We start from the raw sequence: 15,576 nt of genomic DNA, 5'->3' as shown, positions 1-15,576 counted from the left end.
AAAATATACTCCATAGTTTTGGTAAAAATTTTTATTTAATTTTAAAATTATAAGTATATATATAATATTATTAATGTATTTATATAATATTATAAGTATATATATAATATTATAAGTATATATATAATATTATAAGTATATATATAATATTATTAATGTATTTATATAATATTATAAGTATATATATAATATTATAAGTATATATATAATATTATAAGTATATATATAATATTATAATTATATATATAATATTATAATTATATATATAATATTATTAATGTATTTATATAATATTATAAGTATATATATAATATTATTAATGTATATATATAATATTATAAGTATATATATAACGGATACGCGCAATGCCCTAGTAATTTAGGTGCAATATATAAATTAATTCATTTATTAGATTTAGTTTTAAAAATTCACTAGAAAGTGTTGGTCCTGCTTCTATTAATATATTGTTAATTTCTTTTTTTCCTAGTATATATATTATTAATTTTTACTAAACTGGTTTTTATAAATCAGAATTTTTTATGATATAATTTTTATATTTAATGATGCATTTTATAGATAAAAATAATATAAAATTTTTTATAAAACACTATTAATTTTTAAATTCAATTTTTTATTTATTATTGAAAATAGAAAATTAATATAAAATTAGCACCTATAAAATAATATACACCAATTATGAACAATAAATATATAAACGGGTCATTTAATTTACATCAAAAATTTTTTTTTATCATTTTTTTATCACTAATAATAATAGTTTTATACTTCTTTAGCATAAAATTTATAGAAAAAAAAAAATATATTAATATGCACGATAATAATATAGAATTTTTGATACATAAAAAAGAATATGAGTTAGAAAAAATAAAAAATTTTATCCAAAAAAATAAAAATATTAATGGAAATTTAACAATATTAAAATTAGTAAAATTATATATACAAAATAACAAATTAAATGACGCAAAAAAAATATTAGAAATAAGTAGAAAATATTCAATTGATTCTAATATTTTCAATTTGTATTCTTTGAAGATAGCACAAATTCAATTCCAAAATGGTAGTTTAAAAAAATCCATAAATATAATAAATAGTATTCAAGATGATTCTTGGGATTATATAAAAAACAATTTTAAAGGAGATATTTATTTTAAACTAAATAAAGTAGAACATGCTCTTCATCTATGGAAGAAAAACATTACTCAAAAAAATTTTTTTGACTTTAACAAAATTATAGAGATGAAAATAAACTATTTAATGAAATTTAGTCATAACTTTAATTTAAAAAATAATAAAAGAAGATAATATGGAAACTGTTATTGCTTTAATTGGAAGAACCAATGTTGGAAAATCAACTTTATTTAACAAATTAATTTGTAATCGTAATGATGCACTAGTTTCTAATTATGCATCATTAACACGTGACAGAAAGTATGGTTATATTATTTCTAATAATACAAAAAAAATAATCTTAATTGACACTCCAGGTTTAAACAATAAGAAAACAGAAAAAGACTCTTTATATATAGAAATTTTAAAGCAAGTAATTCTTTCTATTAAACAATCAAATTTAATTTTTTTTGTTGTAAATGCTCGAGAAAAAGTAATAAATCAAGATTTTGAAATTTTCAAACTCCTAAAAAAATATCAAAAAAATATTTTTTTATTAGTTAATAAAATTGAAGGTTTAAATGTAGATGTATTAAAAAATGAATTTTGTATTTTAGGAATAAAAAACACTTTTTATATTTCTGCTACAAATGGAATAGGTATTAAATTTTTATTAAATCAAATTTTTCTTTTATTAAATATTTCTAATAAAAATTCAGAAAAATCTAAAAATAATTTTAATTTAATGTACTCTATTACACATAAAAAAAAAATGTGTATAAATTCATTAGAAAAAATTATTAAAATAGCAATTATAGGTAAACCAAATGTAGGAAAATCTACTTTAATTAATACTCTTCTTAATCAGGAAAGAATGGTTACCCATGATCAACCAGGTACTACTAGAGATTCTATTTTTCATTTGATTAAACATGATAAAAAAAAATATATTTTTTTTGATACAGCTGGTGTAAAAAAGAAAAAAAACATTAATCAAAAAATAGAAAAACTTTCTGTATATAAAACTTTAAACACTCTCAAATTAGTAAATATTGCATTACTAGTTATTGATGCTGAAAATGAAATATCAGATCAAGATTTATATTTATTTCATTGTATAAAAAATTATAGTTGCCCCATTGTTATAGTATTAAATAAATGTGATCTGATTTCTAACAAAAAAAGAATAGAAATTATTCATTCCAGAAAATTAAAATTTATGAATTACGTAAAATATCATTTTATTTCAGCAAAGAAAAAAACAGGAATAAACAAATTATTTCAACTAATTGAACAAGCCTTTTATCATTCTACTAGAAAATTTAAAACTTCACAGATAACAGACATTTTACAATTGGCAATAAAAAATCATAAACCACCAATATACAATAAACATCAAATTAAAATAAAATATGCACATATTGGTAGGTATAATCCTATTACCATAATTATTCATGGAAATAAATTAGAAAATTTATCTTTGAATTATAAAAAATATCTTACTAATTTTTTTCAATCTAAATTAAATATTGTAGGTTCTTCTATCATTTTATATTTTAAAACAAATAGAAATCCTTTTTATCATAAAAATTGATTAAGAAATTAATGAATTATTGATTTATAGTGTATTTAGGAATCTCAATTTTTACATCTTTATTTCCAATTTTAGCCTGACAACTTAATCTACTATTTTCTTTTAAATTCCATGCACGATCTAATATATCTTCTTCTTTTTCATGACATATAGATAGTGAAGATAATCCTTGATGAACATAACAATGACAAGTTGTACAAACACATGATTTTTCACAAGCATGTTCAATATTAACATTATTATTTAAAGCTATGTTTAAAATTGTTTCTCCTTCTGTGGCATGGAATATACCGCCCTTTGGTAAAAGAATTTCATGAGGTAAAATTATAAGTTTTGGCATAGTTTTTCTTATTTAATATTTTAATGAAAATATATTTTTATATTTTTAATATTTCTGTATTTAAAAAAGTATAATAAAGAATTGAAATGATTTTTATTTTTTAACTTTTTTTTAAAAAGTTTACAGTGATTTTTTGTTTAATTTTCGTAGATTTAATTTTTGCCATAACCGATAATAATCCATTTACATCGATTTGAAAATTAACTACGATTATTATTTTTCCAGCTGGTTTTGATGGAATATTTTTTAAAACAAAACGAGATAAAGATCGACAATCTTTTACTAGTTCTTTTTCACCTTGCACGACATGTATTAATATTGTTTTTTGTCCATCTTTGAATGTGGTAAAAATTTTGGTTTTAGAAGTGGGTAATTTAGTGTTCTTTAGGATAATTTTTTCTACTGTTTCTCCAATTACTTCAATACCTAAAGATAATGATACTACGTCTAATAATATAAAATTGTTTTTGTTGTTATTACAAGTTAACATATTAGCTTGAATTGCAGCTCCTGCAACAACAACTTGATCAGGATTAATAGAACTTAATGGTTCTTTCTGAAAAAAATCAGCAATTTTTTTTCGTAAGATTGGAATATATGTAGAACCTCCTACTAAGATAATTTCTTCTATATTTTTTAAATCAATATTGGCATCGTGTAATACTTTTTGACATATTCTTAATGTTTTTAGAATTAATGGTTCAATTATAGAATTAAATTCTAATCTAGTAATTTTATAAAATTTTTGATCATTTAGTTGGAATTTTATACAATCTATAGAAGTTAATTTTATTTTTATCGATTTAGCAAGATGTAATAATTTTCTTTGTGTAAAGTTATTTATTTCAGTATTTAATAAATTTGTTTTTTTTAATATATAATCAATTAATAATTGATCAAAATCATCTCCACCTAAATGAATATTTCCAGAAGTAGCTAATACTTCAAAAATTCCTTCATGTAGTTTTAAAATAGAGATATCAAAAGTTCCTCCTCCTAGGTCATACACAGCAATAGTTTTATTTTTTTTAGAATACAATCCATATGAAATAGCAGCTGCTGTTGGTTCATTAATTAATCTTATGACGTTTAATTTACATAATTCAGCTGATTTTTTTATCTCTTGTCGTTGTTTTTCATCAAAATGTGCTGGAACAGTAATTACTGTATTTTTAAATTCTTGATTAAAAGTTGATATTACCCTATTTCTTAACGTCATGAAAATTTGACTACATACTTCTACTATATTTTTTTTTCCGTTATTTGTAATAAAAGATAGTGTATTATTCGTATTATTTTTTAAATGATAGGGCAAATTAGGATATAATTTTTTTATTTCCGTATAAGAATATCCAATTAAACGTTTTACAGAAATAATTGTATTAATAGGATCATTAATAACCATATTTTCCGCTTGCCAACCTACAAGAGTTTTGTTAGGAATTGAATAATTAACTATTGATGGTAATAATGCTCGATTATATTTATCTGTAATAATGTAAACATTATTTTTAATTACAGTAGATACTAGAGAATATGTAGTGCCAAAATCAATTCCAATAGATAACTCTGAAATTTTTTTAAATGTATTATTTTTTTTATTAATTTTATTTAACGTTATCATAACAATTTTCCAAAGTTTTCTTAATCATTTATTTCTTTTATATTATTAATAAGTTTATTAATAAAAAATAATTTACATAATATATTATGAGCTAGTATCCATTTTTTTTTATTACATAGCATTTTTAGTTGTTCGATGTATATTTTTTTATCTTTTTTAATTTGGATTAATATTTTATCTTTTTTATCTTTATTTTGTTTTATTTCTTCAAATAATTTTAATTGTATTTTTAAAAAATTTGAGTCTAAAAAACTTTCTTTATTAATATTTTTTTTTATATTGTTAAGAAATAATAAATGTTCCGCTCTTGTTAATATGTTTTTTAAAATACAATATCCTTTATTAAGTAAAATAGAATTTTTTAGATATAATTTGTTGTCAGTTTTTTTGTGTTTTTTTCGTTCATATGTATCTGGATGAAATTTTTTTTGTAATTTATAATATTTAATTGTAAGATTATTAATATCTAATTCTATTTTTTGAGGAATTTTAAATAATTTAAAATAATTCATAATGTTTAATATATTATTTAATAAAATTAAATTTGTAATGTAATAGTATAATTATTATAATTTAAAAAAAATTAATAGATATTAACTATTATTTTGTTTATATTAAATAAAAAATATATTCAATTTCCATCTAAAATAATAATATATTTTTTTTTAATTATGTTAAAGTACAAAATTTATGCACTTTAACATACATTAAAAATGTTTTACAAAATACATTTTTTTTTAGAAATTATAAATTTTATTTATTTTTACTTTTATAATCGGTAATAGCAGCTTTAATAGCGTCTTCTGCTAGAATTGAACAATGTATTTTTACTGGAGGTAAATCAAGTTCTTGTGCAATATTAGTATTTTTTATATTTTCTGCTTCTTTTAAAGACTTTCCTTTAATCCATTCAGTTGCTAAAGAACTAGAGGCAATTGCTGAACCACAACCATATGTTTTAAAACATGCATCTTGTATAATTCCATTTTCGTTAACTTTAATTTGTAGTTTCATAACATCTCCGCATGCTGGAGCACCTACTATTCCACTGCCAATGTTTGTATCTTCATTTTTAAAAGATCCTACGTTTCGAGGATTTTCATAGTGATCCATGACTTTTTTACTGTATGTCATATTTTTTTCTCATATTGAATTAGTTATGAGTCCATTTAATATTATTTAAATCAATTCCAGATTTGTACATTTCCCAAAGTGGTGATAAATTTCTTAAGTGTGTTATAGATTTATGAACTGCTTTAATAGTATAATCAATTTCTTTTTGAGTGGTGAATCTTCCTAAGGAAAAACGAATAGAACTATGTGCTAATTCATCTTTTAGTCCTAGTGCACGTAGTACATAAGAGGGTTCTAAACTAGCTGATGTACAAGCTGAACCCGATGATACTGCTAGATTTTTTAATGCCATAATTAAAGATTCACCTTCTACATAATTAAAACTAACATTTAAAATATGAGGAACACTATTCTCTATATTACTATTTAAATATACTTCTTCAATGTTTTTAATACCGTCCCATAAATAATTTCGGAGTTTTTTTATACGATTATAGTCTTCATTTATTTTTTTTTTGGCAATATCAAATGCTATTCCCATACCTACAATTTGATGTACAGGCAATGTGCCTGATCGCATTCCTCTTTCATGACCACCACCATGAATTTGTGCTGATAGACGAACTCTAGGTTGTCTTCGAACATATAGTCCACCGATTCCTTTTGGCCCATATACTTTATGTGAAGATAACGACATTAAATCTATTTTTAGTTCTTTTAAGTTTAAATTTAACTTTCCTATACTTTGTGCAGCATCTACATGAAAAAATATTTTTTTTAACTTGCATATTTTAGAAATTTCATAAATATTTTGTATTATTCCTGTTTCATTATTTACATGCATTATAGATACTAAAATAGTATTTTTATTAATATTTTTTTTTAATTTGTTTAAATCAATTAAACCATTTTTTAGAGGAGTTAAATATGTAATTTTAAAACCTTTATTTTCAAGATATCTACAAGTATCTAAAACTGCTTTATGTTCAGTTTTACATGTAATGATATGTTTTCCTTTTTGTTGATAAAATTCTGCAATACCTTTAATAGCTAAATTATTTGATTCAGTTGCACCTGAAGTAAAAATTATTTCTCGAGAATCAACATGAATTAAATTAGCAATTTGATTTCTTGCTATATCAATGGCTTCTTCAGCTTTCCAACCAAATTGATGAGAACGAGATGCTGAATTTCCAAATTCTCCTTCTTTTGTTAAATATTTTATCATTTTTTTTACAACTTCTGGTTCAACAGGAGTAGTTGCTGCATAATCTAAATAAATTGGAAATTGCATTTAAGTGATGTCCTTAAATTTTAAGTTAAATATTTTATTTTTTATAAAAAATTTTATAAAATAGTTTTAAAATTTGTTTATAGACTTGAATTTTATTTCATAGTACAATGTATAGATAGTATGGTTAATTTTATTATAGGAAAATAATTAGTTTATTTTCTAATAAAAGTTTAGGGACGTAACTCAATTGGTAGAGTATCGGTCTCCAAAACCGAAAGTTGGGGGTTCAAATCCCTTCGTCCCTGAAAATAATAAAGATTTATTATTAACTCTTCTTGAATATATTTAAAATATAATATAATTCGAAAAAATTATTTTTAATTAGAAGTTTTTTTACTTAATTCAATAAATTTCATATATAAAAGTGTATTTATATACATTTTTATTTTTTGTATTTATGTTGATTAATTTTATTATAATTTAATATTAACTTATATTTTTTTGAAAAAATATAAAAATATTTAATTATTTTATATTTAAAAATTTTACTTGATTGAATAAGAATTTATTTTTATAGGAATATATAAAACATGCCGAGATATCGTTCTTCTGTGACTACTCAAGGTCGAAATATGGCTGGAGCAAGAGCTTTATGGCGAGCAACAGGTATGTCTGATGATGATTTTAAGAAACCCATTATAGCTGTAGTAAATTCTTTTACTGAATTTGTTCCTGGACATATTCATTTAAGAAAATTAGGTAGTTTAGTATCTCAACAAATTAAGTTACACGGGGGTGTTTCAAAAGAATTTAATACTATAGCTATAGACGATGGAATTGCGATGGGACATTCAGGAATGTTGTATTCATTACCTTCTCGTGAATTGATTGCTGATTCAGTAGAATATATGATTAATGCTCATTGTGTAGATGCTATGGTATGTATTTCTAATTGTGATAAAATTACACCTGGAATGTTGATGGCTGCTTTGCGCTTAAATATTCCTTGTGTTTTTGTATCTGGTGGTCCTATGGAATCAGGTAGAATTACTATAGCAGATACAGAAATAAAATTAGATTTAGTAGATGCTATTACATATAGTGCAAATTCCAGCTTTTCTAAAGAAATGATAAATAAAATTGAAAAGTCAGCATGTCCGACTTGTGGTTCATGTTCTGGTATGTATACTGCTAATTCTATGAATTGTTTAATGGAAGCTTTAGGTTTATCGTTACCGGGTAATGGTACTATTTTAGCTACACATGTAGATAGAAAAAAATTATTTTTACAAGCTGGAAAAATTATAGTTAAAATTACAAAGGAGTATTATGAAAATAATAATCAAAGGTTTTTACCTCGTAATATAGCTAATAGAAAATCATTTTGCAATGCTATGACATTAGATATTGCTATGGGAGGTTCTACAAATACCGTTTTACATTTATTAGCTGCTGCTCAAGAAGGTAAAATTAATTTTAAATTATCAGATGTTGATTTATTATCTCGTAAAACTCCAAATTTATGTAAATTAGCTCCTAATAGTGATTTGTATCATATAGAAGATTTTCATCGAGCTGGTGGAGTTATTAGCATATTAGAAGAATTGAATAAAATTGATTTATTATATAGAAATACATTTAATATTTTGGGATTAACTTTAGAAGAAATGTTACTGAAATATTGTATTACTAATTCTAATAATATTAAACATACTAAATTTTTTTATGCAGCTCCTTCTGGGAAGAGGACTATTGAACCTTTTTCTCAATCAAATAGATGGGATTCTTTAGATATAGATCGTAGAAAGGGTTGTATTCGTGCTAAAAAGTATGCTTTTAGTTTAGATGGAGGTTTAGCTGTTTTATATGGAAATATTGCTCAAGATGGTTGTATTGTAAAAACTGCTGGTGTGGGTGCTAACAATTTAGTATTTTGTGGTCAAGCATTAGTTTATGAAAGTCAAGAAGAAGCAGTATTTGGAATTTTAAATAAAAAAGTTCGTAAAGGTACTGTTATTGTTATTCGATACGAAGGTCCGAAAGGAGGACCAGGTATGCAGGAAATGTTATATCCGACATCTTATTTAAAATCCATGGGATTAGATAAATATTGTGCTTTAATAACAGATGGACGTTTTTCTGGAGGAACTTCTGGTTTATCAATAGGACACATTTCTCCTGAAGCAGCTAATCAAGGTGCTATTGCTTTGATTAAGTCTGGTGATATGATTAATATTGATATTCCTAATCGTTTTCTTAATTTAGATATTACTGAAGAAGAGTTGTATTTGAGAATAGATGAACAAAAAAGTAGAGGTGTGAATGCTTATACACCGTTATATAGAAAACGATTTATTACTTCTTCGTTAAAGGCATATGCTAAATTTGCTACTAGTGCTGACAAAGGTGCAGTTAGAAAAATATAATTAAGTATAAATAAAAAATATAGTATTTTTTTGACATTGGGAAATATTTATTATGGGTAACTATTTTAATTCTTTATCTTTTCGTGAAAAATTAATTCAATTACAGACATGTAAATTAATAAGTAAAAGTAATTTTTCTGAGAATTTTAAAATTTTAAAAGGAAAAAAAATTGTAATTATTGGATGTGGATCTCAAGGGTTAAATCAGGGTTTAAATATGAGAGATTCTGGTCTTGATGTATCTTATGTATTACGTAACGAGTCTATTAAAAATAAAAACTTTTCTTGGCAAAACGCAGTCGATAATGGTTTTGTTGTAGGTGCATATAAAGATCTTATACCTTATGCTGATTTGGTAATTAATTTAGCCCCAGATAAACAACATCAAAAAATAGTAGATTATTTGCAGAATTTAATGAAAAAAAATTCTATTCTTGGATTTTCTCATGGATTTAATATTATAGAAGTAGGTCAAAGAGTACGAAAAGATATTACGGTTATTATGGTTGCTCCTAAATGTCCTGGAACAGAAGTTAGAGAAGAATACAAACGAAATTTTGGTGTACCAACATTAATTTCTGTTCATTCTAAAAATGATCCTAATAATATAGGTTTACAAGCTGCAAAAGAATGGGTTACTGCTATAGGTGGGCATCGAGCTGGAGTTTTATATTCTTCTTTCTCTGCAGAAGTAAAATCAGATTTAATGGGTGAGCAAACTATATTGTGTGGATTGATTCAGACTGCTTCAATATTATGTTATAATAAACTACTTATTCAAGGGCATGATTGTAACTATTCAGGACAACTTGTTCAATTTGGATGGGAAGTAATTACAGAAGCTTTAAAACAAGGTGGTATTTCACTGATGTTAGATAGGTTATCTAATACAGCTAAAATCAGAGCTTGTGTATTGTCAGATAATTTAAAAACACTTTTTTTTCCACTATTTCGTAAGCATATGGATGATATAATTTCAGGAGTTTTTTCTAGAAATATGATGTTAGATTGGAATGATGGTGATAAACAATTAATTGCTTGGAGAAAAGATATTCAAGAAACTGCTTTTGAAAAATATGATTTTGAAAAAAATATTTCAATATTAGAACATGAATATTTTGAAAATGGATTATTTATGGTTGCAATAATTAAAGCTGGAGTAGAATTAGCTTTTGAAGTTATGGTAGAAACAGGTATTACACAGGAATCAGCATATTATGAATCTCTTCATGAATTACCTTTAATTGCAAATACTATTGCTAGAAAAAGACTTTATGAAATGAATTTAGTTATTTCTGATACAGCAGAATATGGTAGTTATTTATTTTATAATTCAGCAGTTTTTTTATTAACAAATTTTATGAATACATTACAATATGGTGATTTAGGTAATAAATTATCTGATAACAAAATTGATAATACATATTTAAATTCTTTAAATACTAAAATTAGAAATCATCCAATAGAAATTGTTGGTAAACAATTAAGAAGTTATATGACTAATATGAAATCAATTAACATTGTGAAATAATTACACGTTGCAATTGTTTATAAATATATATAAAAGATGTTTTTTATATAAATTTTTATTGTTTTAACTAGGACTGAAATTTTTATGTCATTAAATGAATCTCAGATAGAAGCAATAAATTATATTTCTGGTCCTTGTTTGGTTTTGGCTGGTGCTGGATCAGGAAAAACGAAAGTTATTGTTAATAAGATAATTCATTTAATTAAAGTATGTAATTATGATCCTAAAGAAATTTTAGCTATTACATTTACAAATAAAGCTGCTTATGAAATGCAGAAAAGGGTATTAAATTTATTACCATTATCTTTAAAATGTATTTATGAAACAAATATTTCTACATTTCATGCATTAGGTTTGAAAATTATAAAATCTGAATTGAAATTATTAAAATTAAAACCTAATTTTTCTATTTTTGATAAATATAATCAAATAAAAGTATTACAAGAAATTATTTCTAAGAAAGATAATATTTTTTTAAAAAAAGTACAAAATGTTATTTCTAATTGGAAAAATAGATTATTAAGACCACATGAAGTAAAGAATTTTTATTATTCGTGTCAGGATATTGAATTTGCTAATTATTATAAATTATATGATTCTTATTTGAAGAAATTTAATATATTAGATTTTGATGATTTAATTTTTTTACCAACTCTTTTATTAAAAAATTATCCAGAGTCTAGAAATCGTTGGAATACTAAGATTAAATATTTATTAGTAGATGAATATCAAGATACTAATTTCATTCAGTATGAATTAATAAAATTATTGAGTAATAAAAAATCTAATTTTACTTTTGTAGGTGATGATAATCAAGCTATTTATTCTTGGAGAGGTGCTAACATTAATAATTTTTTATTATTAAAAAAAGATTATGATTGTTTAAGAATTATAACCATGAAACGTAATTATCGTTCTTCTGGAAGAATTTTAAAAATAGCGAATAAACTAATACAAAATAATTTAATTTTTTTTGAAAAAGAGTTGTTTTCAAATTTTAATTATGGACCAGTTATAGAAATAATATCAGCTAAGAATGAGAGTGATGAAGCTAAAAAAGTATTAGCAAGAATAATGTTACATAAATTAACTAATAACACTCAATATAAAGATTACGCTATTTTATATAGAAGTAATTATCAAGTTAAAATTTTTGAGAAATTTTTAATTCAGTTTAAAATTCCATATCAGATTTTAGAGAATAAATCGTTTTTTTCTTTATCTGAAATTAAAGATTTAGTGTCATATTTACGTTTGATTATTAATCCAAATGATGATATTGCATTTTTAAGAATAATTAATAAACCATTAAGAGGAATTGGATTAATTACTGTAAATAAATTAAAAAAATTTGCTAAATTTAAACAAAAAAGTTTATTTATTGTTAGTTCTAGTATAGATTTAGAATCTATTGTGTCGAAACGTATTTTTAAGAGATTGCAGGAATTTGTTTTTTTAATAAAAAATATTTCATTACAACTTCAATCAGATCCTTTTAGGACATTACAGGAATTTTTAGTTAAAACACGATATTTGGAATGGTTAACTAAAAGATATGATAATTTAAATTTACGCAATCAAAGTATTAACAATGTTTTAATTTTTTTAAATTGGATTATTTGTGAAGTACAAAAAAAAATTGTTTTAGATAAATCTATTATAAATATTTTATTTGAAATAATTTCAGACTTTGTTGTACAAATTTCATTAAATAATGATGAAAAACATAATTCTAATTGTCTTCAATTAATGACTTTACATGCATCAAAAGGATTAGAGTTTTTATATGTTTTTATTGTAGGAGTAGAAGAAGGAATTTTACCTCATTATCGTAGCATTATTAAAAAACATGTAGATGAAGAACGAAGATTAATGTATGTTGGAATTACTAGAGCAAAAAAAGAGTTGTTTTTTAGTTATTCTATACAGCGTTTTCAATATGGTGTTTTAATAGATACTAAACCTAGTAGATTTTTATTAGAGTTACCGAATGATGATTTATCTTGGGGATACAATAAAATTTTCAGTTAAATAGAATAGCCATGTATAGTAATTTTAATCAGATTTGCTTTAATTCGTAGAATTAATAATTCATATTTTTTATTATTGAGATGTGTTTTATATATATCTATTATAGAAGTTATTGTCTTAATTTATTAAGTCATGATATTTTATATTTAATATTTTTTAAAAAATAATTATTTGTTTTTAGAGGAAATAATGGATAATTATATTATAGAGTTAAGTGATAGTACTTTTAAACAATATATATTAGAATCTAAAAAAATGATATTGTTAGATTTTTGGGCAGATTGGTGTACTCCATGTAAAATTTTAGCACCTATATTGGAAGAGGTTGCCCGAGAATATAAAGATAAATTAATTATAGCTAAAATTAACGTTGACTTAAATCCTAAAATTGTACTTAAATATGCTATTAGAGGTATTCCGGCATTATTATTATTTAAAAATAGTAAGTTAATGGATACAAAAATAGGTTCTATTTCTAAACATCAACTCAATGATTTTTTAAAAACTAATTTAGAATAAATTATTATTTTTTAAAATCAATTTAATTTTAAAATATGATTTAAATTCTAGATTTAATACTACCGTTATGGTAGTATTAAATGCTTTGAAATTTTTTAAAATTTGAATCAAGGTTAGTTATTTTTAAAATTTTTTTTAAAACAATATCGTATAAGTAAAAATTATTAAATGATTATATTTTTTATTTTTGTACAAATTATTTTAAAAATTATTTTAAATTTATTAAGAAAAGCATTATTATGAATCTTACGGCATTAAAAAATATACCTATATCTGAACTAATTTTTCTTGGAGATAATGCAGGATTAGAAAATTTAGCTCGAATGAGAAAACAAGATATTATTTTTTCTATACTAAAACAACATGCTAAGAGTGGAGAAGATATTTTCGGAGATGGAGTTTTAGAGATACTTCAAGATGGATTTGGTTTTCTTCGTTCTTCTGATAGTTCTTATTTGGCTGGACCTGATGATATATATGTATCTCCAAGTCAAATTAGGAGATTTAATTTACGTACAGGAGATACTATTTCTGGAAAAATACGCCCTCCTAAAGAAGGAGAAAGATATTTTGCTTTACTAAAAGTCAATAAAGTTAATTATGATAAACCTGAAAATGCTAGAAGTAAAATTCTATTTGAAAATTTAACACCTTTACATGCAAATTCTCGATTGAGAATGGAAAGAGGAAATGGATCAACAGAAGATCTAACGGCTCGTGTATTAGATTTAGCATCTCCTATTGGATTGGGACAACGTGGTTTAATTGTCGCTCCTCCTAAAGCAGGTAAAACTATGTTGTTACAAAATATAGCACAGAGTATAGCTTATAATCATTTTGATTGTGTATTAATTGTATTATTAATTGATGAAAGACCAGAAGAAGTCACTGAAATGCGTAGATTAGTCAAGGGAGAAGTCATAGCATCTACATTTGATGAACCTGCATCTAGACATGTTCAAGTATCGGAAATGGTTATTGAAAAAGCTAAGCGATTAGTCGAACATAAAAAAGATGTTATTGTACTATTAGACTCTATTACTAGATTGGCAAGGGCATATAATATTGTTGTTCCAGCATCAGGAAAAGTATTAACAGGAGGTGTTGATGCTAATGCTTTACATAGACCTAAGCGTTTTTTTGGAGCTGCACGAAATGTAGAAGAAGGGGGTAGTTTGACTATTATTGCTACTGCATTAATTGATACTGGATCTAAGATGGACGAAGTGATATATGAAGAGTTTAAGGGAACTGGAAATATGGAATTACCCTTATCTCGAAAAATAGCAGAAAAAAGAGTTTTTCCTGCTATTGATTATAATAGATCTGGAACTAGAAAAGAAGAATTGTTAACTACACCTGATGAATTGCAAAAAATGTGGATTTTACGTAAGATTATTCATCCTATGGGAGAAATAGATGCAATGGAATTTTTAATTAATAAGTTATCGATGACAAAAACAAATAATGAATTTTTTGATATGATGAAGCGTTCTTAGTGTGTTTGTTTAAATATTTTAGTTTTAATAAATTTTAAATATTTATCAAATGATATTAATTTGATTTTTGTTAAATTAATATATTTTTTCAAATAAAAATTTATTAAAAATAAAATAATTATAAAAATAAAAATTACTAGACATTTTATCAAAATAAATTTAATATTAAATATATTTTATATAATATATTATATAAAATATATTTTGCGTCTGTAGCTCATTTGGATAGAGCACTACCCTCCGAAGGTAGGTGTGACAGGTTCAAATCCTGTCAGACGCAGAGAACATTTATGTACAATTTTTTATTTATTTTTTTTTGAAGTTTTTATTGTTATTTATATAAATTGGTGGCTATAGCTCAGTTGGTAGAGTCCTGGATTGTGATTCCAGTTGTCATGGGTTCGAGCCCCATTAGCCACCCAAAATTTTTATATTAATATCTATTTTTAGTTTAAAATAATATTTTTTTTTCGGTGAGTAGCGCAGCTTGGTAGCGCAACTGGTTTGGGACCAGTGGGTCGAAGGTTCAAATCCTTTCTCACCGAGTATATATTTTAAATTTTTTTAGAGTTGTAA

At 23.5% G+C, this 15,576-nt stretch carries 13 protein-coding genes and 4 tRNA genes; 11 read left to right on the top strand and 6 right to left on the bottom strand.

The window, feature by feature from the left end:
• Positions 1-370: 370 nt before the first annotated feature.
• Complete coding sequence (locus tag UAR70_02710; protein XBC40006.1) at positions 371-457, bottom strand: hypothetical protein; 87 nt, start codon at positions 455-457, stop codon at positions 371-373.
• A gap of 371 nt (positions 458-828) precedes the next feature.
• Between UAR70_02710 and UAR70_02705 the strand changes: the two genes are divergently transcribed.
• Both UAR70_02705 and der read left to right on the top strand, forming a co-directional pair.
• Positions 829-1,323 (top strand): tetratricopeptide repeat protein, encoded by a 495-nt coding sequence (locus UAR70_02705; GenBank protein XBC39747.1) that lies wholly within the window; start codon positions 829-831, stop codon positions 1,321-1,323.
• Between the two features lies 1 nt (position 1,324).
• Positions 1,325-2,722, top strand: a complete 1,398-nt coding sequence (gene der / locus UAR70_02700) for a ribosome biogenesis GTPase Der (protein ID XBC39746.1) — start codon at positions 1,325-1,327, stop codon at positions 2,720-2,722.
• Positions 2,723-2,738: 16 nt separating this feature from the next.
• Here the strand turns inward: der and fdx are convergent, their stop codons facing one another.
• The 5 genes from fdx to UAR70_02675 all read right to left on the bottom strand — a co-directional run bounded on the left by fdx (position 2,739) and on the right by UAR70_02675 (position 7,054).
• Positions 2,739-3,062: an ISC system 2Fe-2S type ferredoxin gene (fdx, locus tag UAR70_02695; protein ID XBC39745.1), complete on the bottom strand. Its 324-nt coding sequence runs from the start codon at positions 3,060-3,062 to the stop codon at positions 2,739-2,741.
• Between the two features lie 100 nt (positions 3,063-3,162).
• Positions 3,163-4,686, bottom strand: a complete 1,524-nt coding sequence (gene hscA / locus UAR70_02690) for a Fe-S protein assembly chaperone HscA (GenBank protein XBC39744.1) — start codon at positions 4,684-4,686, stop codon at positions 3,163-3,165.
• A gap of 20 nt (positions 4,687-4,706) precedes the next feature.
• Positions 4,707-5,198: a Fe-S protein assembly co-chaperone HscB gene (hscB, locus tag UAR70_02685; GenBank protein ID XBC39743.1), complete on the bottom strand. Its 492-nt coding sequence runs from the start codon at positions 5,196-5,198 to the stop codon at positions 4,707-4,709.
• A 241-nt stretch (positions 5,199-5,439) separates the two neighbouring features.
• Entirely contained in the window at positions 5,440-5,820 is a 381-nt protein-coding gene (iscU, locus tag UAR70_02680) for a Fe-S cluster assembly scaffold IscU (GenBank protein ID XBC39742.1), read from the bottom strand.
• Between the two features lie 19 nt (positions 5,821-5,839).
• Positions 5,840-7,054, bottom strand: a complete 1,215-nt coding sequence (locus UAR70_02675) for an IscS subfamily cysteine desulfurase (protein ID XBC39741.1) — start codon at positions 7,052-7,054, stop codon at positions 5,840-5,842.
• A gap of 172 nt (positions 7,055-7,226) precedes the next feature.
• Between UAR70_02675 and UAR70_02670 the strand changes: the two genes are divergently transcribed.
• The 9 genes from UAR70_02670 (at position 7,227) to UAR70_02630 (ending at position 15,545) form a co-directional block, all read left to right on the top strand.
• Positions 7,227-7,299, top strand: a tRNA-Trp gene (locus UAR70_02670).
• Between the two features lie 285 nt (positions 7,300-7,584).
• Entirely contained in the window at positions 7,585-9,420 is a 1,836-nt protein-coding gene (ilvD, locus tag UAR70_02665; protein XBC39740.1) for a dihydroxy-acid dehydratase, read from the top strand.
• A 52-nt stretch (positions 9,421-9,472) separates the two neighbouring features.
• Positions 9,473-10,951: a ketol-acid reductoisomerase gene (gene ilvC / locus UAR70_02660; protein ID XBC39739.1), complete on the top strand. Its 1,479-nt coding sequence runs from the start codon at positions 9,473-9,475 to the stop codon at positions 10,949-10,951.
• A gap of 84 nt (positions 10,952-11,035) precedes the next feature.
• Entirely contained in the window at positions 11,036-12,982 is a 1,947-nt protein-coding gene (locus tag UAR70_02655) for a UvrD-helicase domain-containing protein (GenBank protein XBC39738.1), read from the top strand.
• Positions 12,983-13,171: 189 nt separating this feature from the next.
• Positions 13,172-13,501, top strand: coding sequence for a thioredoxin (gene trxA / locus UAR70_02650; GenBank protein XBC39737.1), 330 nt, complete (start codon positions 13,172-13,174; stop codon positions 13,499-13,501).
• A 239-nt stretch (positions 13,502-13,740) separates the two neighbouring features.
• Complete coding sequence (gene rho / locus UAR70_02645) at positions 13,741-15,000, top strand: transcription termination factor Rho (GenBank protein ID XBC39736.1); 1,260 nt, start codon at positions 13,741-13,743, stop codon at positions 14,998-15,000.
• Positions 15,001-15,206: 206 nt separating this feature from the next.
• Positions 15,207-15,280: transfer RNA gene (locus UAR70_02640), tRNA-Arg, on the top strand.
• A 67-nt stretch (positions 15,281-15,347) separates the two neighbouring features.
• Positions 15,348-15,420 (top strand) — tRNA-His (locus UAR70_02635).
• Between the two features lie 51 nt (positions 15,421-15,471).
• Positions 15,472-15,545, top strand: a tRNA-Pro gene (locus UAR70_02630).
• Positions 15,546-15,576: the final 31 nt, after the last annotated feature.

The organism is Buchnera aphidicola (Chaetogeoica yunlongensis) (assembly GCA_039829965.1).
In the GTDB taxonomy this organism is placed as follows: Bacteria; Pseudomonadota; Gammaproteobacteria; order Enterobacterales; family Enterobacteriaceae; genus Buchnera_B; species Buchnera_B aphidicola_BA.
This window is presented reverse-complemented; position numbering and strand designations above follow the sequence as displayed.

Bases quoted from the DNA above. Each gene is read 5' to 3' on its own strand.
- UAR70_02675 (XBC39741.1), bottom strand. From the start codon at position 7,054: ATGCAATTTCCAATTTATTTAGATTATGCAGCAACTACTCCTGTTGAA.
- UAR70_02655 (XBC39738.1), top strand. From the start codon at position 11,036: ATGTCATTAAATGAATCTCAGATAGAAGCAATAAATTATATTTCTGGT.
- UAR70_02705 (XBC39747.1), top strand. From the start codon at position 829: ATGCACGATAATAATATAGAATTTTTGATACATAAAAAAGAATATGAG.
- der (XBC39746.1), top strand. From the start codon at position 1,325: ATGGAAACTGTTATTGCTTTAATTGGAAGAACCAATGTTGGAAAATCA.
- hscB (XBC39743.1), bottom strand. From the start codon at position 5,198: ATGAATTATTTTAAATTATTTAAAATTCCTCAAAAAATAGAATTAGAT.
- iscU (XBC39742.1), bottom strand. From the start codon at position 5,820: ATGACATACAGTAAAAAAGTCATGGATCACTATGAAAATCCTCGAAAC.
- fdx (XBC39745.1), bottom strand. From the start codon at position 3,062: ATGCCAAAACTTATAATTTTACCTCATGAAATTCTTTTACCAAAGGGC.
- trxA (XBC39737.1), top strand. From the start codon at position 13,172: ATGGATAATTATATTATAGAGTTAAGTGATAGTACTTTTAAACAATAT.
- rho (XBC39736.1), top strand. From the start codon at position 13,741: ATGAATCTTACGGCATTAAAAAATATACCTATATCTGAACTAATTTTT.
- ilvD (XBC39740.1), top strand. From the start codon at position 7,585: ATGCCGAGATATCGTTCTTCTGTGACTACTCAAGGTCGAAATATGGCT.
- ilvC (XBC39739.1), top strand. From the start codon at position 9,473: ATGGGTAACTATTTTAATTCTTTATCTTTTCGTGAAAAATTAATTCAA.
- hscA (XBC39744.1), bottom strand. From the start codon at position 4,686: ATGATAACGTTAAATAAAATTAATAAAAAAAATAATACATTTAAAAAA.